19 protein-coding genes are annotated in these 21,299 nt (G+C 72.5%); 9 read left to right on the forward strand and 10 right to left on the reverse strand.

Annotated elements, in window-relative coordinates:
* Positions 1-101: 101 nt before the first annotated feature.
* Positions 102-1,307 carry a sensor histidine kinase gene (locus AB0924_RS00205; protein ID WP_358937577.1) on the reverse strand — a complete coding sequence of 402 codons (1,206 nt, stop codon included), beginning with the start codon at positions 1,305-1,307 and terminating at the stop codon, positions 102-104.
* Between the two features lie 118 nt (positions 1,308-1,425).
* On the opposite strand from AB0924_RS00205, the gene AB0924_RS00210 reads away from it, so the two are divergent.
* Positions 1,426-2,436 carry an SAM-dependent methyltransferase gene (locus AB0924_RS00210; RefSeq protein WP_358937575.1) on the forward strand — a complete coding sequence of 337 codons (1,011 nt, stop codon included), beginning with the start codon at positions 1,426-1,428 and terminating at the stop codon, positions 2,434-2,436.
* 21 nt (positions 2,437-2,457) lie between these two features.
* Here AB0924_RS00210 and AB0924_RS00215 read toward each other — a convergent pair whose 3' ends face one another.
* Entirely contained in the window at positions 2,458-3,606 is a 1,149-nt protein-coding gene (locus AB0924_RS00215) for an NADH-quinone oxidoreductase subunit D (protein ID WP_358937573.1), read from the reverse strand.
* A gap of 31 nt (positions 3,607-3,637) precedes the next feature.
* On the opposite strand from AB0924_RS00215, the gene AB0924_RS00220 reads away from it, so the two are divergent.
* Entirely contained in the window at positions 3,638-4,141 is a 504-nt protein-coding gene (locus tag AB0924_RS00220) for a PH domain-containing protein (RefSeq protein ID WP_366910287.1), read from the forward strand.
* Positions 4,138-5,463: a PH domain-containing protein gene (locus AB0924_RS00225; RefSeq protein ID WP_366910288.1), complete on the forward strand. Its 1,326-nt coding sequence runs from the start codon at positions 4,138-4,140 to the stop codon at positions 5,461-5,463. Before AB0924_RS00220 ends, AB0924_RS00225 begins: the two co-directional genes overlap by 4 nt.
* A gap of 94 nt (positions 5,464-5,557) precedes the next feature.
* Here AB0924_RS00225 and AB0924_RS00230 read toward each other — a convergent pair whose 3' ends face one another.
* Positions 5,558-6,940, reverse strand: a complete 1,383-nt coding sequence (locus tag AB0924_RS00230) for a hypothetical protein (protein ID WP_366910289.1) — start codon at positions 6,938-6,940, stop codon at positions 5,558-5,560.
* Positions 6,941-7,035: 95 nt separating this feature from the next.
* The gene (locus AB0924_RS00235; protein WP_366910290.1) at positions 7,036-8,163 is read right to left on the reverse strand and encodes an alpha/beta hydrolase-fold protein; all 1,128 of its coding nucleotides are present in this window, start codon (positions 8,161-8,163) and stop codon (positions 7,036-7,038) included.
* 226 nt (positions 8,164-8,389) lie between these two features.
* On the opposite strand from AB0924_RS00235, the gene AB0924_RS00240 reads away from it, so the two are divergent.
* From AB0924_RS00240 to AB0924_RS00265, 6 genes are all read left to right on the forward strand, one after another.
* Complete coding sequence (locus AB0924_RS00240; protein ID WP_358937562.1) at positions 8,390-10,204, forward strand: phosphatidylglycerol lysyltransferase domain-containing protein; 1,815 nt, start codon at positions 8,390-8,392, stop codon at positions 10,202-10,204.
* A 94-nt stretch (positions 10,205-10,298) separates the two neighbouring features.
* Entirely contained in the window at positions 10,299-11,213 is a 915-nt protein-coding gene (gene folP / locus AB0924_RS00245; RefSeq protein ID WP_366910291.1) for a dihydropteroate synthase, read from the forward strand.
* Positions 11,210-11,749, forward strand: a complete 540-nt coding sequence (locus AB0924_RS00250; protein ID WP_358937558.1) for a nuclear transport factor 2 family protein — start codon at positions 11,210-11,212, stop codon at positions 11,747-11,749. The genes folP and AB0924_RS00250 overlap by 4 nt, the downstream gene beginning before the upstream one ends.
* Before the next feature lie 247 nt (positions 11,750-11,996).
* Positions 11,997-12,356, forward strand: coding sequence for a dihydroneopterin aldolase (gene folB, locus AB0924_RS00255; RefSeq protein ID WP_358937556.1), 360 nt, complete (start codon positions 11,997-11,999; stop codon positions 12,354-12,356).
* Positions 12,353-12,964: a 2-amino-4-hydroxy-6-hydroxymethyldihydropteridine diphosphokinase gene (folK, locus tag AB0924_RS00260; protein WP_358937554.1), complete on the forward strand. Its 612-nt coding sequence runs from the start codon at positions 12,353-12,355 to the stop codon at positions 12,962-12,964. Before folB ends, folK begins: the two co-directional genes overlap by 4 nt.
* Positions 12,965-13,021: 57 nt before the next feature.
* Positions 13,022-13,510: a DUF3180 domain-containing protein gene (locus AB0924_RS00265; RefSeq protein WP_366910292.1), complete on the forward strand. Its 489-nt coding sequence runs from the start codon at positions 13,022-13,024 to the stop codon at positions 13,508-13,510.
* A gap of 50 nt (positions 13,511-13,560) precedes the next feature.
* Here the strand turns inward: AB0924_RS00265 and folE are convergent, their stop codons facing one another.
* The 6 genes from folE to dacB all read right to left on the reverse strand — a co-directional run bounded on the left by folE (position 13,561) and on the right by dacB (position 21,218).
* The gene (gene folE / locus AB0924_RS00270; protein WP_358937550.1) at positions 13,561-14,166 is read right to left on the reverse strand and encodes a GTP cyclohydrolase I FolE; all 606 of its coding nucleotides are present in this window, start codon (positions 14,164-14,166) and stop codon (positions 13,561-13,563) included.
* 133 nt (positions 14,167-14,299) lie between these two features.
* Positions 14,300-16,339 carry an ATP-dependent zinc metalloprotease FtsH gene (ftsH, locus tag AB0924_RS00275; RefSeq protein ID WP_358937548.1) on the reverse strand — a complete coding sequence of 680 codons (2,040 nt, stop codon included), beginning with the start codon at positions 16,337-16,339 and terminating at the stop codon, positions 14,300-14,302.
* 195 nt (positions 16,340-16,534) lie between these two features.
* Positions 16,535-17,095 carry a hypoxanthine phosphoribosyltransferase gene (hpt, locus tag AB0924_RS00280; protein ID WP_199211431.1) on the reverse strand — a complete coding sequence of 187 codons (561 nt, stop codon included), beginning with the start codon at positions 17,093-17,095 and terminating at the stop codon, positions 16,535-16,537.
* An 87-nt stretch (positions 17,096-17,182) separates the two neighbouring features.
* Positions 17,183-18,241, reverse strand: coding sequence for a tRNA lysidine(34) synthetase TilS (gene tilS / locus AB0924_RS00285; protein ID WP_358937545.1), 1,059 nt, complete (start codon positions 18,239-18,241; stop codon positions 17,183-17,185).
* Positions 18,242-18,434: 193 nt separating this feature from the next.
* Positions 18,435-19,568 (reverse strand): zinc-dependent metalloprotease, encoded by a 1,134-nt coding sequence (locus AB0924_RS00290; protein ID WP_358937543.1) that lies wholly within the window; start codon positions 19,566-19,568, stop codon positions 18,435-18,437.
* A 93-nt stretch (positions 19,569-19,661) separates the two neighbouring features.
* Positions 19,662-21,218: a D-alanyl-D-alanine carboxypeptidase/D-alanyl-D-alanine-endopeptidase gene (gene dacB / locus AB0924_RS00295; RefSeq protein WP_366910293.1), complete on the reverse strand. Its 1,557-nt coding sequence runs from the start codon at positions 21,216-21,218 to the stop codon at positions 19,662-19,664.
* Positions 21,219-21,299: the final 81 nt, after the last annotated feature.

Here is a 21,299-nt window from a genome sequence, read left to right on the forward strand (position 1 = left end):
CTTCCGTTCGTCTTCGGGGGGTGGTGCGGGGGGTCGTGCGCGGTCTTCAGGGGGCCGCGCCGGGGGGCGTGACAGGTGTCAACAAGGGGCGTGCGGCAGCGTCAGTGCGCCGGTTTGAGCGGCAGCAGCACGCTGATGCGGAAGCCTCCACCAGGACGCGGGCCGGCGTCCAGGGTGCCGCCGACCATCCCGACCCGCTCCCGCATGCCGATCAGGCCGTGCCCCTGTCCGTCGGCACCGCCCTCCTCGTACAGCTCGTGCGGGGCGCCCTTGCCGTCGTCCTCGACGAGCAGGCCGAGCCCGTCGTCGAAGTAGACGAGGCGGACGCTCGCGCCCGCGTTGGGCCCGCCGTGCTTGCGGGTGTTGGTGAGCGCCTCCTGCACGATGCGGTACGCGGTCAGCTCCACTCCGCTGGGCAGCGGACGCGGGGTGCCCTCGACCTTGAAGTCGACGGGCAGGCCCGAGGTGCGGCACTGCTCCACGAGGTCGTCGATCTGGTCGACGTCCGGCTGCGGGACGTACTCCCCCGTCTCCTGGTGCTCGCCGGTGCGCAGCACGCCCAGCAGGCGGCGCATCTCGGCGAGGGCCTGCCGGCCGGTGGAGGAGATGGTCTCCAGGGCCTTCTTCGCCTGGTCGGGGGCGGCGTCGAGGACGTAGGCAGCCCCGTCGGCCTGCACCACCATCACCGACACGTTGTGCGCGACGACGTCGTGCAGCTCGCGCGCGATCCGGGCGCGCTCGGCGGCGACCGCGACCTTGGACTGCGCCTCGCGCTCCCGCTCCAGCCGGGCGGCGCGCTCCTCGAGCTGGGCGAAGTAGGCGCGGCGGGTGCGCATGGAGTCGCCGAGCACCCAGGCCAGGGCGAACGGCACCGTCTGGAACACCGCTATCGCGAGCTGGCCCAGCACGCCGGTGTGCTGGGCGGGCCAGCGGATCTGGGCCAGGACGGCCGCGAACAGGCTGACGGTGAGCGCGAGCCGGGAGGCCCAGCGCGCGCCCATCGTCGCGACCGTGTAGGTGATCACCAGCATGGCGAAGTCGGCGACGGTCGATTCGACGTCCAGGATCAGCTGGGCCAGCCCGGTGGCGAGGGCCAGCAGCAGCATCGGCTCGGGAAAACGGCGGCGCAGCGCCACGACGACGCACAGCACGGCGGACACCGCCAGCCCCCCGGCGAGGGGCATGTGGTGTCCGGGCGCCCTGCTGAGACTCACCACGCTCACACCGGAGAGCCCGAACAGGACGACGGCCCAGAAGGTGTCGACCCATGTCGGGTGCCTGCGGAGGAAGTCATAGAGGCGCTGCACGTAACCCAGAGTAGGGAAATGAAATGAGTGCACGGGTCAACCGGAGGGCCGATCCCCACGAGGCACGCGTACTCCGCAAGGTGGAGGAAGTGATCACCTGTACGCCTAGTCTGGCCCGGTGACGGACGAGACGGCGGCTGGCAGCGGGCGCGGGTGGCGGCAGGCGGCGCAGGAGGCGCTGTACGGGCCGGGCGGCTTCTACCGGCGGCCCGAGGGCCCGGCCGGACACTTCCGCACGTCGGTGCACGCCTCCCCGCTGTTCGCGCACGCCGTGGCCCGGCTGCTGTGCCGGGTCGACGAGGCACTCGGCCGGCCGGGCACCCTGGACTTCGTCGACATGGGGGCCGGGCGGGGTGAGCTGGTCACCGCCGTGCTCGCGGCGCTGCCCGCCGATGTGGCCGCCCGCGCGCGGGTGTACGCCGTCGAGCTCGCCGCGCGTCCGGCGGCACTGGACGAGCGGATCACCTGGCTGAGCGAGCCCCCGGCCGCGGTCACCGGGCTGCTGTTCGCCAACGAGTGGCTGGACAACGTACCGGTGGACGTCGCCGAGGTGGACCCGGCGGGAGTGCCCCGGCTGGTGCTCGTCAGCGCGGACGGCACGGAGCGGCTCGGGGACCCGGTGTCGGGGGCGGACGCGGACTGGCTGGCCCGGTGGTGGCCGCTGCCCGCCGAGCCCGGCCTGCGCGCGGAGATCGGACGGCCCAGGGACCTGGCCTGGGCGGCCGCGCTGGAGCGGGTGCGGCGAGGGCTCGCGGTGGCCGTGGACTACGCGCACACCGGCGGCGCCCGCCCGCTGTTCGGGAGCCTCACCGGGTTCCGGGAGGGGCGCGAGACGGCGCCCGTGCCGGACGGCTCCTGCGACATCACGGCGCATGTCGCGCTGGACGCGTGCGCGGCCGCACGCGCGGAGGCCTCCCCGCCCGCGCGTCTGCTCACCCAGCGCGACGCCCTGCACGCCCTGGACATCACCGGCGCACGCCCTCCGCTCGCGCTGGCCTCCACGGACCCGGCGGCCTATGTACGCGCCCTCACGAGCGCCGGGGAGGCCGCCGAACTCACCGCCCCGGACGGGCTCGGCGGCTTCGGCTGGCTGCTCCAGCCGGTCGGCGTCCCGGACCCGCTCGCCTGAGCCCCGCCGGCTTCCCGGGCGCTACTTGTCGATGTCCCCCACCACGAAGAACATCGACCCGAGGATCGCCACCATGTCCGCGACCAGCGTCCCCGGCAGCAGTTCGGTCAGCACCTGGATGTTGTTGTACGAGGCCGAGCGCAGCTTCAGCCGGTACGGGGTCTTCTCCCCCTTGCTGACCAGGTAGTAGCCGTTGATGCCGAGCGGGTTCTCGGTCCACGCGTACGTGTGCCCCTCGGGCGCCTTCAGCACCTTGGGCAGCCGCTGGTTGACCGGCCCAGGCGGCAGTTCGGCCAGCCGGTCCAGGCAGGCGTCGGCGAGGTCCAGCGCGTTGTGGGTCTGCTCCAGCAGGCACTCGAAGCGGGCCAGGCAGTCGCCCTCGTCCCGGGTGACGACCCTCAGGGTGTCCTGGAGGTCGCCGTACGCCAGGTAGGGCTCGTCGCGGCGCAGGTCGAAGTCGACGCCGGAGGCGCGCGCGATGGGCCCGCTCACGCCGTAGGCGTGCACGGCCTCCGGCGCGAGTTCCCCCACGCCCCTCGTGCGCCCCCGGAAGATCTCGTTGCCGAGCACCAGGTCGTCGAAGACGTCCATGCGGGAGCGCACCGCTGCGACGGCGGCACGCGCGCGTGCCGTCCACCCGGCCGGCAGGTCCTCCTTGAGGCCGCCGACGCGGTTGAACATGTAGTGCATGCGCCCGCCGGAGACCTCCTCCATGACGTTCTGGAGCACCTCCCGCTCCCGGAACGCGTAGAACACCGGCGTGATCCCGCCCAGCTCCAGCGGGTACGACCCGAGGAACATCAGGTGGTTCAGCACGCGGTTCAGCTCGGCGAGCAGCGTGCGCGTCCACACCGCGCGCTCGGGGACCTCCATGCCGAGCATCCGCTCCACGGCGAGGACCACGCCCAGCTCGTTGGAGAACGCCGACAGCCAGTCGTGGCGGTTGGCGAGCATGATGATCTGCCGGTAGTCGCGCGCCTCGAAGAGCTTCTCCGCGCCCCGGTGCATGTAGCCGATCACCGGCTCCGCGCGCTGGATGCGCTCGCCGTCCAGCACCAGCTTGAGCCTCAGCACGCCGTGCGTGGACGGATGCTGGGGGCCGATGTTGAGCACCATGTCGGTGCTCTCGGCGGCGCCGCCGACGCCGACCGTGGTCTCCGTCGCAGTCATGGACCCAGTCTCCCCTACGTACGCTGGCCCCATGGAGACGGGGAGCCCGGCGGAGACCGGGGTGGCGGGGGACGAGCCGGTGTGGCGGGGGCTGCCGCCCGGACTGCTGCGCATGCGCCGGCTGCTGCTGGTGGTGTGGACGGGCGTGCTCGCCCTGGCGGCGGGGCTGCTGCCCGGCCTGCTCGTGGGACCTGCCTGGGGCGCCTTCGCGCTGCTCCCGCCGGCGCTGGCCGTGTGCTTCTGGCGGCTGCTGGGCCGCAACTGGCGCTCCTGGCGGTACGCCGAGCGCGCCGACGACCTGCTGATCCGCCGTGGTGTGCTGTGGCGCGAGGAGACCGTGGTGCCGTACGGGCGGATGCAGCTCGTGGAGGTCACCTCGGGTCCCCTGGAGCGGTACTTCGGGCTGGCCAGCGTCCAGCTCCACACCGCGGCCGCGGCGACCGACGCGGTCGTCCCGGGCCTGGACCCGGCCGAGGCGGAGCGGCTGCGCGACCGGCTCACCGAGCTGGGCGAGGCCCGGTCGGCGGGCCTGTGACGGCCCCGGCCCCCGGCGGCGTGCCGGACCGCCCGCCGGTCGCCGAACGGCGGCTGCACCCCGTCACGCCGTTCCGGCGGGCCTGGGCGCCGGTCGCCGTACTCGCCGGCTGGGCCGTGCACGACCCGAACGCGGCGCAGGAGCAGTTGGCGAGGCTGACCGGCACCATGCTGCTCATAGGGCTCAGCGTGCTGGTCCCGGCGGCCGGTCTGTACGGCTTCCTGTCCTGGTGGTTCACGCACTTCGCGGTCACCGGCGGCGAACTGCGCATCCGCACCGGCCTGCTGTTCCGGCGCACCGCGCACATCCGGCTGGAGCGCATCCAGGCGGTCGACGTCACCCGGCCGCTCCTCGCGCGCGTGGCGGGGGTGGCCAAGCTCCGCATCGACGTCGTCGGCGCCGCCAAGAAGGACGAACTCGCCTTCCTGGGCGAGCGGGAGGCGCGTGCCCTGCGCGCGGAACTGCTCGCGCGCGCGGCCGGCTTCGCCCCGGTGACGGCGCGCGAGGTCGGCGAGGCACCGGCGCGGGAACTGCTGCGCGTGCCGCCGCGCGCGCTGGCGCTGTCCCTGCTGCTGACGGGCGCCACCTGGGGCTCGCTGGCCGCCGCCCTGGTCGTGCCGCCGCTGCTGTGGTTCGCCACGCACAGCGTGTGGACGGTCCTCGCCACCGCGCTGCCGCTGCTGGGCGCCGCCGGCGCGAGCAGCGCGGGCCGGTTCGTCACCGAGTACGACTGGTCGGTGGGCGAGTCCCCGGACGGGCTGCGCATCGACCGCGGGCTGCTCGACCGCGCGCACGAGACGGTCCCGCCGGGCCGGGTCCAGACGGTGCGGATCGTGGAGCCGCTGCTGTGGCGGCGGCTGGGCTGGGTGCGGGTGGAACTGGACGTGGCCGGATCCGACAACTCGGTGCTGGTGCCGGTCGCCCCGCGCGCGGTCGCCGAGTCGGTCATAGCGCGCGTGCTGCCCGGCGTGACCGTACCGGCGGCGCCGGCCCGGCCGCCGGGACGGGCCCGCTGGTGCCTGCCGGTGTGGTGGCGCGGGCACGGTCTCGCGGTCACGGACGCGGTGTTCGCCGCCCGGCACGGCCTGCTGCGCCGGCGGCTGTCCCTGGTCCCGCACGCCAAGGTGCAGAGCGTACGGCTCACCCAGGGGCCCTGGGGGCGGCTGTGGCGGCTCGCCGACGTGCACGTGGACACCGGGGCGGGCAGGACCGTCACGGCCCGGCTGCGCGACGCTGACGAGGCCGACCGGCTGCTGCGCGCCCAGGCGGAACGCTCCCGCACCGGCCGCCGGGACGCCCGCCCGGACCGCTGGATGGCCTGAGCGGGACGGCCGCCGGTACGACGTAAGGCCCGGCTCCCCTCATGGTGCTTTCTAGGGGACGGGCCTTACGTTCCCGCGGGTCCGCCGGGACGGCTCAGGAGGCCGCGCTGCGCAGACCCTGGACGTCGATCTGTTCCGTCTCGTCGTGCGCGGTCAGGTCGATGACCTGGCCGACGCCGCGCGCCTGGTCGTCGGCGGTCTTGAACTCGGCCTCGGACTCGGCCTTGTGGAGCGCGAGGGCCTCCTGACCGACGACGTCCGCCAGGTCCTCGTTCTGCACGGACTCCAGCGCCTCGGACGAGGTGTGCTTGTGGGTGCCGAAGAAGTCGAACCCGCCCTCGATCACGGGGCGCCGGGTGGGCGCGGCCGGTACGACGGCCACCGCGGTCGGCACCGTGAAGTGTCCCGCGGGCTGCTGCCCCGCGGACTTGGCGGCCTCGGCCGGTGCCGCCGGGGTGGCGGCCGGGCGCGCGTGCTCCCCGGCCGCCCCGGGCTTCCCCTGCGCGTCGTCCTCCTGGACGGAGTCCGCGCTCCGGGGAGCGCCGGCCGCCTCCGTCACGCCGTCCGCGGCGCCCTCTCCTTTGGCGGCCGCCCCGGGCGGCACGGCCGCGGCGGACCGGGACTCGGCCGGTTCCTCGGCGGACGGCCCGGCGGGCTTCACGGACCCGGTGTGGGCGGCGGGCCTGCCAGGAGCGTCGGTGCCGGGGCTCGCGGGAGTTCCGGGGCCGGGCTCGGCGGGAGCGTCGGCGCCCGGCGCGAGGGCCTCGGCGTCGGGCTTCGCGGGAGCGTCGGCGCTGGGCGCGGAGGCTTCGGCGTCGGGCTCGGCGGGGGCCTCGGCGTCGAACCGGGCCAGTGCCGTCGCGGCGCGCAGGTAGAGCCGCGAACCCTCGGGCGAGAACACGGCACCGGGCTCCGGCTTCTCCGCGTCGGCCGGCTCCGCCGCCTGCACCGCATCGAGAGCCTCGGGGGCCTCGGGCTCGGCGCTGCGGGCGGGCGGCAGCGCGAGCGCGCCGGACGGCTCGCCCGCCTCGATCTCCAGCAGCCGGCGCCCCTCCAGGGCGCTCGCCCGCTCGGTCTCGGCGGTCGCGTAGCGGCGCAGCAGGGCGGCGTGCTCGTTGCGCAGCCCGGCCAGCTCCGCGCGCTTCGCGCGCAGCCGCCGCTCGAGCTTGGTGCGCAGCTCCCGCGACTCCTCCAGGTCGGTCTCCAGTTCGGCGACCCGCTCCTCGAAGCGCCACTCGTCGCTGGCACGCGCGCGCGTGAGGTCGGCGACCTGCTTGCCCGCATGGGTGTCCCAGCGGCGCATCACGACGGCGCCCACCACGGCGGTCGCCGCGGCGGCCGCGGCCAGCAGGCGCAGCACCGTGGCCTCGGAGAACACCCAGGGACCCAGCGCGCAGACGACGGAGACTCCGGCGATCGCCGACGGTGGCAACAGCCGGTGCAGAGGCGGGGAATGGCGGTGGCGTCCACGTGGCATGGCCAGAAACTTACCGCGCGTAGGCGAATCATGGGTCCCCGCCCCGTAAAAACACGGCCACACCGACGGCTTCGCCCGCCCCGGCGGCACCAGGGTCAGCGGTCGCTGAGCCTTCCGCTGATCCACTGCAGCGTCGGCGGGATCTCCCGTCGCCAGGTGTTGAAGTTGTGCCCGCCGCTGTCCAGGATGATCGAAGAGATCCGGGTCCGGTTCGTCGCCTTCACCCGCTCTATGAACCTGAGCGTGTCCCGGTAGTTGTGCTCACCGACCCGGCTGCTGGTGACGAGCAGTGAGCTGTCCGGCGCGGGGGCGTGCTTGAGGACCCACCACAGGTCGGCGCGGTCGCGCAGGTCCCGGTCGCCGTGGAAGAGGTCACCGGTCGTCGGGTCGATCGGCGCCTTGTAGTACGGCGACAGGCCCGCACCGGCCGCGTAGACGTGCGGGTGGTGCATGGCCAGCTTCAGCGCGCAGTAACCGCCGGTGGAGTCGCCGATGACGCCCCAGCTCCCGGGCCGCTTGCCCACCCGGTAGTGGGCCAGCACGGCCTCGGGGAGATCTTTGGCGAAAAACGTCTCCGTCCGCGGCCCTCCCGGGACGTCCACGCACTCGGTGTCCCGCGGCGGCGCCACGGTCGGCCGCAGCATCACCAGGATCATCGGCTGCATACGCCCGTCCTTGGCCAGCTCCTGCGCCGTACGCGGATAGTTCAGCTTGTTCACCAGCGCCTGCGCCGTACCGGGGTAACCGGTCAGCACGACCGCGGCGGGGAACGTACGCGTGCGGTACCGCGGCTGGAAGTACTCGGGAGGCAGGTAGACGTACGCCGGTGAGGCGATGCGGGATTCACGGCCCACGATGTCGACCTTCTGTATCTGCCCGGCCGTCCGCGGCCCGGAACCCGTCACGCCCGGCACCGGGGAGGTGGAGAGCACCTGCAGCGGGCCGCCCGGGCCGCCGCCCGAGGAGTGGTCGACGACGACTCCCTGTTCGGTCTCCCGGCCGAACAGGTCCGCCCAGCCCGCGTAGAAGCCGAAGGCCTGGTTGGCGGCGATCCCCAGGGAGGCGAAAAGGGCGAGCTGGGTGGCGAGGAGCAGACCGACGCGTCCGCTGACGGACCGCCAGCTCCGCCGGGCCAGCCGCGGCCACAGCCACACCGTGGCGACGAACAGAGCCACGGCGAGCACGATCGCCAGCAGCAGCACCTTGTTGCTCGTGAGACCCATGGGCTGTTCCGCCTGCGCTTTCCGCCCGTGCGCCGCCCACACATCGTCGCGAGGGCTTGCCCGGGGCTTTCCTTGGCCTTTGGCCCGGCTTTCCGGAGGGGAGTGAACCTCTCTCCCCGAGACACCGTCCTAGAGGGCGCAATGTCGCCGGATGCCCCGATCGGCACCGGGTTCAAGGTCTCTCGCAGAACTACGGGATGCGATGTCTGTCAGGATAGATGGGGAAATGTCGGGCGAGGTTCCGAGCCGATCAAGCCGGGCGCGGCGCATCCTGCGCGGCCCGCGCCCCGAGGCCGTTCCCACCCTGGTCGCCAGAGCGTGCGCCGTCGTGGGCGTTCTGGACATCGCCGCGGGCGTCTTCCCGCGCTTCCGCCACAGCCGTATGCACGCCCTGGCCGAGGTGCTGCCCGGCTCCTTCGGACCCTTCGCCGCGGCCCTCTCGCTGAGCGCCGGCGTGTTGTTGCTGCTGCTCGCGCACGGGCTCAGGAGGCGCAAGCGCCGGGCGTGGCGCGCCGCGGTCGCGCTCCTCCCGGCGGGCGCGGTGGCCCAGTTCGTCTACCGGCACTCCCTCATCGGCATGCTCATATCGGTGGCGCTGCTGGTGCCGCTGCTGCGCCACCGCGACGAGTTCGCGGCCCTGCCCGACCCCCGCAGCCGCTGGCGCGCACTCGCCAACTTCGTGCTGATGAGCGCCGGTTCGCTCGCCCTCGGCCTGGTCATCGTCAGCGTCCACCCGGGCCGGACGATCGGCGACCCGAGTCTGGCCGACCGCCTGACCCACGTCCTGTACGGCCTGTTCGGCTTCGAGGGCCCGGTGGACTACGCCGACAACACCTCGTGGACCGTCGCCTTCTCCCTCGGCGCGCTCGGCTGGCTCACCACGGCCACGACCGTCTACCTGGCCTTCCGCCCCGAGCACCCGGCCGCCCGCCTCACCGAGGAGGACGAGGCCAGGCTCCGCGCGCTGCTGCACCGGCACGGCCGGCGCGACTCCCTCGGCCACTTCGCGCTGCGCCGCGACAAGGCGGTCGTCTTCTCCCCCAGCGGCAAGGCGGCCGTCACCTACCGCGTCGTCTCCGGCGTGATGCTCGCCAGCGGTGACCCGATCGGCGACGTCGAGGCCTGGCCCGGCGCCATCGAGCGCTTCATGGACGAGGCGCGGGCACACTCCTGGACGCCCGCCGTCATGGGCTGCTCCGAGACCGGCGGCGAGGTGTGGACCCGCGAGACCGGTCTCGACGCCCTGGAGCTGGGCGACGAGGCGGTGGTCGACGTGGCGGATTTCTCGCTGGCCGGACGCGCGATGCGCAACGTGCGCCAGATGGTCAAGCGCATCGAGCGGGCCGGCTACGAGACCCGGGTACGGCGCATCCGTGACCTCGGCGACACCGAACTGGAGCGCATCCGCCGGGCGGCGGAGGACTGGCGCGGCACCGACACCGAACGCGGCTTCTCCATGGCACTCGGCCGCATCGGCGACGCCGCCGACGGCGACTGCCTGATCGCCACCGCCCACAAGGCCGAGGAGGAACCCGGCGAGTACGGGGACCTGAAGGCGATCCTGCACTTCGTGCCCTGGGGCGAGGACGGCGTCTCGCTGGACCTCATGCGCCGCGACCGCAGCGCCGACCCCGGCATGAACGAACTGCTGATCGTCGCCGCCCTGCAGGCCGCCCCGAGGTTCGGCGTCACGCGGGTCTCGCTGAACTTCGCGATGTTCCGCTCCGCCCTCGCGCGCGGGGAGAAGATCGGCGCGGGCCCGGTGCTGCGCGCCTGGCGCGGACTGCTGGTCTTCCTCTCCCGCTGGTTCCAGATCGAGTCGCTGTACAAGTTCAACGCCAAGTTCCAGCCCCGCTGGGAGCCCCGCTTCGTCGTCTACCGCGCCTCGGCCGACCTGCCCCGCATCGGCTTCGCCGCCATGCAGGCCGAGGGCTTCGTCGACCTCGCCCTGCCGCTGCCGCGCTTCCTGCGCCGGCGCCGCGCTGCCGTCGAGCGCCCCTGCGCGCACGCGGTCGTGGAACGCGACATCCGGGCCGCCTGAACCGCGCGAGGGCGGTCCGGCCTCCCGAGGCGCCCCCGCCCGGCACGGGCGCCACCGCGCGTTCACGGCACCGCCCTGGGCCTACGCTGAAGGTATGAACAACCTCAGCGGGCGCGGCCGAGTGGCAGGCCTTCCGGTATGGGACCGGTGCGCGGTCATGGGAGTCGTGAACGTGACCCCCGATTCCTTCTCCGACGGCGGCCGCTGGTTCGATACCTCCGCCGCCGTCAAGCACGGTCTCGAGCTGGTCGCCCAGGGCGCGGACCTGGTCGACGTCGGCGGCGAGTCCACCCGCCCGGGCGCCAGCCGCGTCGACGAGGCCGAGGAACTCAGGCGCGTCATCCCGGTCGTCCGCGGCCTCGCCTCCGAGGGCGTCGTCGTCTCCGTCGACACCATGCGCGCGCGTGTCGCCGAACAGTCCCTCGCCGCCGGCGCCGCCCTCGTCAACGACGTCAGCGGCGGCCTGGCCGACCCCGCGATGATCCCCGTGGTCGCCGCCACCGGCGCGCCCTTCGTCGTCATGCACTGGCGCGGCTTCCTCGAGGGCGGCAACATCCAGGGCGCCTACGAGGACGTCGTCGCCGAGGTCGTGGACGAACTGCACGCGCGCGTGGACGCCGTGCTGGAGGGCGGCATCGCCCCCGACCGCATCGTCGTCGACCCTGGTCTCGGCTTCTCCAAGGAGGCCGAGCACGACCTCGCCCTCCTGGCCCACCTCGACCGTCTGCGCGCCCTCGGCCACCCGCTGCTGGTCGCCGCATCCCGCAAGCGGTTCCTCGGCCGCGTGCTCGCCGGACCGCAGGGCGCTCCGCCGCCGGCCCGGGAACGCGACGCCGCCACGGCCGCCGTCTCCGCGCTCGCCGCGCAGGCCGGCGCCTGGGCCGTACGCGTGCACGAGGTACACGCCAGCGCGGACGCGGTACGGGTCGCGCGCGCCGTGCAGGGAGCGCGCACGGAACGGCCCACGCGGAGCACGGACGGCGAGCGCGGTGCGGAAGGAACCCGGTGAGCGCCCCCCACACCGACGTCGAACAGGTGGAGGCCGCCAACACCGCCTTCTACGAGGCGATGGAGCGCGGGGACTTCGAGGAGTTGTCCTCCCTCTGGCTCGTGCCCACCGACCTGGGCGTCGACGAGGAGTACCACGACCCGGCCGACACCGGCGTGGTCTCCTGCGTCCACCCCGGCTGGCCGGTGCTCACCGGCCGCGCCGAGGTCCTCAGGTCGTACGCGCTGATCATGGCCAACACCGACTACATCCAGTTCTTCCTCACCGACGTGCATGTCTCGGTCACCGGTGACACCGCCCTGGTGACCTGCACCGAGAACATCCTCAGCGGTGGCCCGGCCCCCCAGGACGGCGCCGAGCTCGGCCCCCTGCTCGGCCAGCTGGTCGTCGCTACGAACGTCTTCCGCCGCACGCCCACCGGCTGGAAGCTCTGGTCCCACCACGCCTCACCCGTGCTGACCGAGACCGACGAAGAGGACGAGAACGGACAGGACGGGGTCAACGGCGTCAATCCGGACGACGACCCCCTGCTCTGAACGGCCGCGCCTCCCGCGGAAGCCGTGAAGTGGTTGGAATCACGAACCCGGGGTAGGAGCGGCTACCAGCCCATGACGTGGCCGGGTTCCCCAGGGAGAACACGCGATGAAACCTCCGGATCCCGGCCCGGCCCGCACCCCGGTGCCCCGGCTCTGTCAGCGCCCGCAGGTAGATTCGTCCCAGGCCGGTGTGCCGTCCGCACGTGGCACCGCCCGGCCGTTCCCGACGATTGCAGGAGTGATTCGCGTGGATCGTGTCGCGCTGCGCGGCCTGAAGGCCCGCGGGCACCACGGCGTGTTCCCCAAGGAACGCGAGGAGGGCCAGACCTTCCTCGTCGACCTCGTCCTCGGCCTGGACACCCGGCCGGCCGCCGCCGACGACGACCTGACGAAGACCGTGCACTACGGCATCGTCGCCGAGGAGGTCGTGGCCGTGGTCGAGGGTGAGCCGGTGAACCTCATCGAGACCCTCGCCGAGCGGATCGCCCAGACCTGCCTGAAGCACGAAGGGGTCAGGGAGGTCGAGGTCTGCGTCCACAAGCCGGACGCTCCGATCACCGTCCCCTTCGACGACGTGACCGTCACCATCACCCGGAGCCGAGTATGACCCGACCTTTCACCCAGGGTCACAGCGACCCGACCGTCCAGCCGGTGCCCGCCGCGGTCGTCGAGCAGGTCGACGCCGCCGACACCACGCTGAGCAACCCCAAACGGGCCGTGATCTCCATCGGCTCCAACCTCGGCAACCGCCTGGAAACCCTCCAGGGAGCCGTCGACGCCCTGGAGGACACCCCCGGCGTCCGCGTGAAGGCCGTCTCCCCGGTCTACGAGACCGAGCCGTGGGGCGTCGAACCGGGCTCGCAGCCCTCCTACTTCAACGCGGTCGTGGTCCTCAAGACCACGCTGCCCCCGTCCTCCCTGCTGGAGCGGGCCCACGCCGTCGAGGAGGCCTTCCACCGGGTACGTGACGAGCACTGGGGACCGCGCACCCTGGACGTCGACATCGTCGCCTACGCCGATGTCACCTCCGACGACCCGCGGCTGACGCTGCCGCACCCGCGCGCCCACGAACGCGCCTTCGTGCTCGCGCCCTGGCACGACGTCGACCCGCAGGCACAGCTCCCCGGCCGCGGCCCGGTGGCCGATCTGCTGTCGGGCGTCACCCGGCACGGCGTCGAAGCACGCGCGGACCTGGAACTCCGACTGCCCGAGTAGTCGTTAAGGTCAAGACGACCACAGTCCGGGACAGTCCGGGGGAGCTGAAGGGACACCGTGAAACAGCTGCGCATCAGGGTGCTGGCCGGCGTGTTCGTCGTGGCCGGCGTCCTGTCCTGGGCGGGCGCCCGCCTCTGGAACTCGATCGGGACCCTGCCCAGCGTCCCCCTGGCCGCCCCCGTCGTCCTCGCCCTGATCGCGGTGGTCCTGCTCGCCACGGCGCTCTCGCTGCGCGCCCGCTTCAAGGCCCAGCGCGAGCGCCGCCCCGGCGCGAAGGGCGTCGACCCCCTGATGGCCGCCCGAGCGGTCGTCTTCGGCCAGGCGAGCGCCCTGGTGGCCGCCCTCGTCGCCGGCATGTACGGCGGCACGGGCGTCCTCCTCCTGGAACTCCTCGACATCCCCGCCCGCCGCGACCAGGCCATCTACGCCGGCTTCTCGGTCCTGGCCGGCATCGCCGTCATAGCGTCGGCCCTGTTCCTCGAACGGGTCTGCAGACTCCCCGAGGACGAAGACCAGAACCACACGGGCGCGGAGCCGGTGGCCTGACCACCGGCCCAGGAGGAGGCCCACAGGAGTCGTACCGGCTGGCGGCCGTATCAGCGCGCCATGATGAGGCTCATCGCCTCGTTCCGCGTCGCCGCGTCCCGGAGCTGGCCGCGCACCGCCGAGGTGAGGGTCTTCGCGCCCGGCTTGCGGATGCCGCGCATCGACATGCACATGTGCTCGCACTCGACGACCACGATCACTCCGCGGGGTTCGAGTATCTCCATGAGAGAGTCCGCGATCTGCGTGGTGAGCCGCTCCTGCACCTGTGGGCGCCGGGCGTAGACGTCCACGAGGCGAGCCAGCTTGGACAATCCGGTGATTTTGCCGGAAACAGACGGAATGTAACCAACGTGAGCAACACCCCTAAATGGGACAAGATGATGCTCACAGGTGCTGTACACCTCGATGTCCTTCACGAGGACCATCTCGTCGTGGCCCAGGTCGAACGTCGTCGTCAGGACGTCCTCGGGCTCCTGCCACAGGCCCGCGAAGATCTCCTGGTACGCCCGTGCCACGCGCGCCGGGGTCTCCCTGAGGCCTTCACGGTCCGGGTCCTCACCGACCGCGATCAGCAGCTCCCGAACGGCGTTCTCGGCGCGCTTCTCGTCGAACTCGCCGACGCGGCCCTCGCCGTCCAGCGTCACGGGGTCGGTCATCTGGATTCCTCGTTCCTGTGCCTGTCACGCGTGCGGCCCACGCGCGCTGTCCGCGAGCATACGAAAATGCCGCACCCCCCAGGCTAGAACCTGGGGGGTGCGGCGTTCATTCCGGGCCTGGCGGCCGGAACGATCAGCTCTCGGGACGGTCCTCCGGGGTCTGCTCGGTCACCGGGGCGGTGTCCGAGACCGTGGACTTGGCCGTGCTGATGGCCGCCGTCGCGCCGTTCGCACCGTTGGTCAGTGCGAGCTCCTTGGGGGAGAGCACCGGCGGGCGGGTGGAGGGGGTGCGGCGGGAGGAGCCGGTCCACGCGGGCCGCGGCGGGCGCTTGTGGATAGTGGCGAAGACCTCGGCGATCTCCTCCTTGCCCAGGGTCTCCTTCTCGAGGAGGGCCAGGACGAGGTTGTCGAGCACGTCGCGGTTCTCGACCAGGATCTCCCAGGCCTCGTTGTGAGCGGTCTCGATGAGCTTCTTGACCTCTTCGTCCACCAGTGCGGCGACCTCTTCGGAGTAGTCGCGCTGGTGAGCCATCTCACGTCCGAGGAAGGGCTCGCTGTTGTCCCCGCCGAACTTGATCGCGCCGAGCCGCTCGGTCATGCCGTACTGCGTGACCATCGCGCGGGCCAGGTTGGTGGCCTTCTCGATGTCGTTGGCGGCGCCGGTGGTCGGGTCGTGGAAGACCAGTTCCTCGGCCGCCCGGCCGCCCAGCATGTAGGCGAGCTGGTCGAGCATCTCGTTGCGGGTCGTGGAGTATTTGTCCTCGTCCGGGAGCACCATCGTGTAGCCGAGGGCGCGGCCCCGGGACAGGATGGTGATCTTGTGGACCGGGTCGGAGTTCGGTGAGGCCGCCGCGACCAGGGCGTGACCGCCCTCGTGGTACGCGGTGATCTTCTTCTCCTTGTCCGACATGATCCGGGTCCGCTTCTGCGGGCCCGCGACCACACGGTCGATCGCCTCGTCCAGCGCCCTGTTGTCGATCAGCTTCTGGTCACCGCGGGCGGTGAGCAGGGCTGCCTCGTTCAGAACGTTGGCCAGGTCGGCGCCGGTCATGCCGGGGGTACGGCGGGCGACGGCGGCCAGGTCGACGTCGGGCGCGACCGGCTTGCCCTTCTGGTGGACCTTGAGGATCTCCATGCGGCCCTGCAGGTCCGGCGGGTCGACGGCGATCTGCCGGTCGAAACGGCCGGGGCGCAGGAGGGCCGGGTCGAGGATGTCGGGCCGGTTGGTGGCGGCGATGAGGATGACGCCGCCCTTGACGTCGAAGCCGTCCATCTCGACGAGCAGCTGGTTCAGCGTCTGCTCGCGCTCGTCGTGTCCACCGCCGAGGCCGGCGCCGCGGTGGCGGCCGACCGCGTCGATCTCGTCGACGAAGACGATCGCCGGGGCGTTGGCCTTGGCCTGCTCGAACAGGTCGCGGACCCGGGAGGCACCGACACCGACGAACATCTCGACGAAGTCGGAACCGGAGATCGAGTAGAAGGGGACTCCGGCCTCGCCGGCCACCGCGCGGGCGAGCAGGGTCTTGCCGGTACCCGGACGGCCGTAGAGCAGCACGCCCTTGGGGATCTTGGCGCCGACGGCCTGGAACTTGGCCGGCTCCTGCAGGAACTCCTTGATCTCGTGGAGTTCCTCGACGGCCTCGTCACAGCCGGCGACGTCGGTGAACGTCGTCTTCGGGGTGTCCTTGGTGATGAGCTTGGCCTTGGACTTGCCGAAGTTCATGACCCGGGAGCCGCCGCCCTGCATCTGATTCATCAGGAACAGGAAGACGACCACGATGAGGACGAAGGGGAGCAGGGAGAGCAGGACGCCGAGGAACGGGTTCTGCTTGGACGGCGAGACCGTGTAGCCGTCCGGGATCTGCTTTTCCTGGTACTTGCTCTGCAGCGTGCTGGCGATGGTCACGCCCTGGTCGCCGATGTAGCTCGCCTGGATCTTGGAGCTGCCGTCGACCTTCTGACCATCCTTGAGCTCGACCTTGACGGTCTGCTCGTCACCGGTGGTGAGCTTGGCCGACTGGACCCTGTTGTCGTTGATCGCCGCCACGACCTGGCCGGTGTCAACCGTCTTGTAGCCGCCGGACGAGCCGACGACCTGCATCAACACGACCACGGCAAGGACGGCCAGCACGATCCACATGACCGGCCCACGGAAGTATCGCTTCACGTCCATCCATACGGAGCGGTGTCGCCCCGTCCCTCCTGCCATAGTGAGTTTGATAAGACAGTTCTTCTGACGGTACCCCAGCATTGTTGTCCGAAGCCGCACGGAGCGGCATCGACGGCCGGCAATCCCGTCTCTGCATGCTCCAACGCGGGGAAACCCGCTGGGGTTCCCGGTCGTCCTACAGGGAATGGCCCGGTTGGCTCAGCCGCCGTAGACGTGGGGCGCGAGCGTACCGACGAACGGCAGGTTGCGGTACTTCTCGGCGTAGTCGAGGCCGTAGCCGACGACGAACTCGTTCGGGATGTCGAAGCCGACCCACTCGACGTCGATGGCGACCTTGGCGGCGTCCGGCTTGCGCAGCAAGGTGCACACCTTGAGGGTGGCGGGCTCGCGCGAGCCGAGGTTGTTGATCAGCCAGGACAGGGTCAGGCCGGAGTCGATGATGTCCTCGACGATCAGGACGTGCTTGCCCTTGATGTCGGTGTCGAGGTCCTTGAGGATGCGGACGACACCGGAGGACTGGGTGCCCGCGCCGTATGAGGACACGGCCATCCAGTCCATGGTGACGGGGGTGGACAGCGCCCGGGCGAGGTCCGCCATGACCATCACCGCGCCCTTGAGGACGCCGACGATGAGCAGGTCCTTGCCCGCGTACTCCGCGTCGATCTTCGCGGCCAGCTCGGCCAGCTTCGCGTCGATCTCTTCTTTGGTGATGAGTACCCGCTGAAGGTCGGCACCCATGTCGTTCGCGTCCACCCGCATCACTTTCGGTCGTCCCGCACTTACGGCCGCACTCGCGTGCCTCCGGCCGCCCCGCCCCGCCGGAGGGGGTCCTCCGGGGCCGCGATGTCAGCCCTGCCGAATCACCAGTCTGCCACCCTGGCGCCGGGCGACGACTTTGCCCGGGAGATTGATGACTCCCTGGCCGCGCCATCCGGTGATCAGGCGGTCGACTTCCTCGATGTGGCGGGCGAAGAGGGATCCGGCCGGGGCGCCGGCCTCGATGGCGGCGCGGCGCAGGATGCGGCGGCGTACGGCGGGCGGGAGGGCGTAGAGCTTGGCGCACTCCAGGAGGCCGGTGGCGTCGCGAACGGAGGCCTCGGCCTGGCTGGCCCAGGCGTCGAGGGCGTCGGCGTCGTCGCGGGAGAGCTGGGCGGTGCGGGCGAGGGCTTCCACGACGCCCTTGCCGAGGGCCTTCTCCAGGGCGGGCAGGCCTTCGTGCCGGAGCCGGGAGCGGGTGTAGGCGGGGTCGGCGTTGTGCGGGTCGTCCCAGACCGACAGGGACTGGGCCATGCAGGCCTTGCGGGCGGTCTGCCGGTCCAGGGACAGGAAGGGGCGCCGGTAACGGCCGCCGGCCCCCGAGACCGCGGCCATTCCGGACAGGGAGCGGATACCGGAGCCGCGGGCGAGGCCGAGCAGGACGGTCTCTGCCTGGTCGTCACGGGTGTGGCCGAGCAGGACGGCGGTGGCGCCGTGGCGTTCGGCCGCCGCGTCCAGGGCGGCGTAGCGGGCGTCGCGGGCGGCGGCCTCGGGGCCGCCTTCGCGACCGACGGTCACGGCGATGGACTCGACGGGGTCCAGGCCGAGTCCGCGCAGCTTGAGCACGACCTCGTCGGCGCGCAGTCCGGAGCCGGGCTGCAGGCCGTGGTCGATGGTGATGCCACCGGCGCGGATGCCGAGTTTGGGGGCCTCGAAGGCGAGGGCGGAGGCGAGCGCCATGGAGTCGGCGCCGCCGGAGCACGCGACGAGCACGAGCGGGGAGGGGGGCCGCTCGGCCGGACCCCGCCCGGCGGGCGTCCGGAGGGGCACGGTGCTTCGTCCGGCGGTGCTGGTGTGGTCGGTCAGGATGTCGTGGAGGACGCGGCGGACCGCCAGGCGTATCGCCGCGACCGATGGATGGGGACCCATGTCCGGTTCCCTTCATGAAGTTTTCGGGGGGTGAGCCCGAGGATCGGTCACTCAGAGTGTGTCGATGGTGACAGAAGCGGGCCGTTCCCCGAGCATTGCACGCCTACCCATGGCTCACGGTCCCTCGGACGGGTGATTGGAGGGGCGTTCGCCTGCCGTCGGCCGGATTCGTCTCACGGCTTCGCGGCGTGGTTCACGACTCGGCCTTGCGGTGCACCCGTGCGACCCAGTCCGCCGGTTTGGCGATCTCCGCCTTGGTGGGCAGGGTGTTGGGCGAGGTCCAGACGCGGTTGAAGCCGTCCGTGCCGACCTGGTCGACGACGGCGCGCACGAAGCGTTCGCCGTCGCGGTACTGCCGGAGTTTGGCGTCCAGGCCGAGCAGTTTGCGCAGGGCGAGGTCGAGCCGGGAGGCGCCCTTGGCGCGGCGCTGCTGGAACTTCTCGCGGATCTCGGCGACGCTCGGCACGACCTGGGGGCCGACGCCGTCCATGACGAAGTCGGCGTGGCCCTCCAGCAGGGACATGACGGCGGTGAGACGGCCGAGGATCTCGCGCTGGCTCGGGGTCTGCACCAGTTCCACGAAGGACCGCCCGCCGTCCTCCTCCTCGCCCTCGGGACGGCCGCCGACGAGGGACTGGGCGGCTTCCCGGACGCGTTCCAGGACGGTGATCGGGTCGACGTCGGTCTCCGCCAAGAACGACTGGATCTCGCCCTCGAGGTGGTCGCGGAGCCAGGGCACGGCGGTGAACTGGGTGCGGTGCGTCTCCTCGTGCAGGCACACCCAGAGCCGGAAGTCGTGGGGTTCGACGTCGAGTTCGCGTTCCACGTGGACGATGTTGGGCGCGACGAGGAGCAGCCGGCCGCCGCCGTTCTCCCCGGCGGGCAGGTCGCGGGAGGCGGGGGCGAAGGTCTCGTACTGGCCGAGGACGCGGGACGCGAGGAAGGACAGCAGCATGCCGAGTTCGACGCCGGTGACCTTGCCGCCGACGGCGCCGAGGACGGCGCTGCCCGGGTTGCCGCCGCGCCGTTCCTGCATCTTGTCCAGGAGGGGCTTGAGGAGTTCCCGGAAGCCGGCGACGTTGGCCCGGACCCAGCCGGGACGGTCGACGACCAGGACCGGGGTGTCGTGGGTCTCCTCGGTGCCCAGCCGGGTGAAGCCGCGGACGTGTTCCTCCGCGGCCTTGGCGTGCCGGCGCAGTTCCGCGACGACGTCCCTGGCCTCGTCGCGGCTGACTTCGGGGCCCGGTCGTACGAGCCGTGTCGCGGTCGCCACCGCGAGGTTCCAGTCGACCATCCCGGGAGATGCGGTGCCACCGAAGCTCGTCATGCGTCAACGGTACGTGAGCGGTCCCCTTTCGGGCAGGCCGTGCGAGGGCGTTCCGGGCCGCCCGCGGCAGGGGGCGGCCCGGGTCGGCGGCGGCTATCCGCAGCCGCAGCCCGCCAGGGCCGTGGCCGTCCTGTCCAGGGCCGACTGGGCCTCCTGGGCGCTGGTCGTGCCGGAGGCCATGAAGGCGAAGGCGAGCAGGTGGCCGTCGCGGTCGACCGCCGTGCCGGCCAGGGTGTTGACGCCGGTGAGCGTGCCGGTCTTCGCCCGTACGACGCCGGCCGCGCCGTCGGTGTAGCGGTCGGTCAGGGTGCCGGTGAAGCCGGCGACGGGGAGGCCGGTGAGGACGGGCCGCAGGCCGGGGCGGGCGGGGTCGCCGGCCTTGACCAGGAGGGCGATGAGGAGGTTCGCCGTCAGTCTGTCGTCGCGGTCGAGGCCGCTGCCGTCGTGGAAGGAGGCGCCGGACAGCGGCAGTCCGAGCTTGCGCAGCTGGGTGGAGATGGCCTTGGCGCCGCCGGTGAAGCTGCCCGCCTCGCCGCTGGCGAGGGCGGTCTGGCGGGCCAGGGTCTCGGCGATGTCGTTGTCGCTGTTGGTCAGCATGCGCTCGACGAGGGTGGCCAGCGTGGGTGAGGAGACGGTGGCGAGGGTCTCGGCGCGGCTGGTGGCCTTGGAGGGGCCGGGGGGCGTGGTCTCGATGCCGGCGTCGTGGAGGAAGTCTGCGAACTTGCGGGCGGCGTCCGCGGCCGGGTCGGTCACGCGGGGCGCGGGGCCGCTGGTGGAGTCGTCGGTGCGGCCCTCGTCGGCGGTCAGGGCGCTCACCGGGGCGAGGTTGTCGTTGACGCCGATGGGGTGCAGGGCGGGGCCGGAGAAGAGCGTGGTGTCGTAGGACAGCGTGATCTTGTGGATGCCGCGCTTCGCGAGGGTGGCGGCGGTGTCGGCGGCGAGGGTGCGCAGGCTCGCACGGTCCCCGTCGTCCCGGCGCGCGGTGAGGGCGGGGTCGCCGCCGCCGGTCAGGACCAGTTCTCCGGTGTCGGGTTCGAGCGCGGCGCGGGTGGTGAAGCGGTGGTCGGAGCCGAGGGCGGACAGCGCGGCGACCGCGGTGGCGATCTTGGTGGTGGAGGCGGGGGTGAGTGCCTGGTCGGCTCCGGCGGCGTAGAGCCGCGTCCCGGTGGTGACGTCGACGACGGCCGCGCCGCGGCCGGAGCCGAGCGCCGGGGCATCCAGGAGGGGCCCGAGGACGTCCATGAGGGCCTGCCGGCCTGCCGGGGTCTTCTTGGTGCTGACGGTGCCGGTGGTGCCGCCCAGGCCCGCGAGGACGGCCGCGGCGCTGGGCGCGGCCTGGGGGGTCCGGGGGCTGGTGCCGGATCCGCCGTGATCTGCGCCACCTGATCGCTCAAGGGCGGTCGCCCGGTCCCGCTCGGCCGTACGCTGACCGTTGGCGTCCCAGGGACCGGCGGCGGTCACCACCGCGGCGGCCAGTGCCAGCCCAACGGTGGCGGCGCCGGCGGTGTACTGCCAGGTCCTGTCGGTCCGCCGGCGGGGGAGGTGCGCGAGTTCGGGGCGCACGGCCTTCGTCAGCCGCGCGATCCGGGGTTTCGCGGCCGTCGCGGCACGCGCCAGGCGCGGTCGTACGGCGTTCGCGATCCGCCGCACATGCGGTCCCGCGGCTCGCCAAGGCCTCTGCTCTGGCACGACCACCAGCCCCTTTCGCGATCACACACCTGCGTGAGGGAC

This window comes from Streptomyces sp. NPDC047869 (assembly GCF_040704065.1).
Classification (GTDB): Bacteria; Actinomycetota; Actinomycetes; order Streptomycetales; family Streptomycetaceae; genus Streptomyces.

Coding starts and splice junctions, on each gene's coding strand:
- AB0924_RS00220 (WP_366910287.1), top strand. CDS start 3,638: ATGGAGACGGGGAGCCCGGCGGAGACCGGGGTGGCGGGGGACGAGCCG.
- folP (WP_366910291.1), top strand. CDS start 10,299: ATGAACAACCTCAGCGGGCGCGGCCGAGTGGCAGGCCTTCCGGTATGG.
- AB0924_RS00230 (WP_366910289.1), bottom strand. CDS start 6,940: ATGCCACGTGGACGCCACCGCCATTCCCCGCCTCTGCACCGGCTGTTG.
- tilS (WP_358937545.1), bottom strand. CDS start 18,241: ATGGGTCCCCATCCATCGGTCGCGGCGATACGCCTGGCGGTCCGCCGC.
- folK (WP_358937554.1), top strand. CDS start 12,353: ATGACCCGACCTTTCACCCAGGGTCACAGCGACCCGACCGTCCAGCCG.
- AB0924_RS00235 (WP_366910290.1), bottom strand. CDS start 8,163: ATGGGTCTCACGAGCAACAAGGTGCTGCTGCTGGCGATCGTGCTCGCC.
- ftsH (WP_358937548.1), bottom strand. CDS start 16,339: ATGGACGTGAAGCGATACTTCCGTGGGCCGGTCATGTGGATCGTGCTG.
- AB0924_RS00290 (WP_358937543.1), bottom strand. CDS start 19,568: ATGACGAGCTTCGGTGGCACCGCATCTCCCGGGATGGTCGACTGGAAC.
- AB0924_RS00240 (WP_358937562.1), top strand. CDS start 8,390: ATGTCGGGCGAGGTTCCGAGCCGATCAAGCCGGGCGCGGCGCATCCTG.
- AB0924_RS00215 (WP_358937573.1), bottom strand. CDS start 3,606: ATGACTGCGACGGAGACCACGGTCGGCGTCGGCGGCGCCGCCGAGAGC.
- hpt (WP_199211431.1), bottom strand. CDS start 17,095: ATGCGGGTGGACGCGAACGACATGGGTGCCGACCTTCAGCGGGTACTC.
- folE (WP_358937550.1), bottom strand. CDS start 14,166: ATGACCGACCCCGTGACGCTGGACGGCGAGGGCCGCGTCGGCGAGTTC.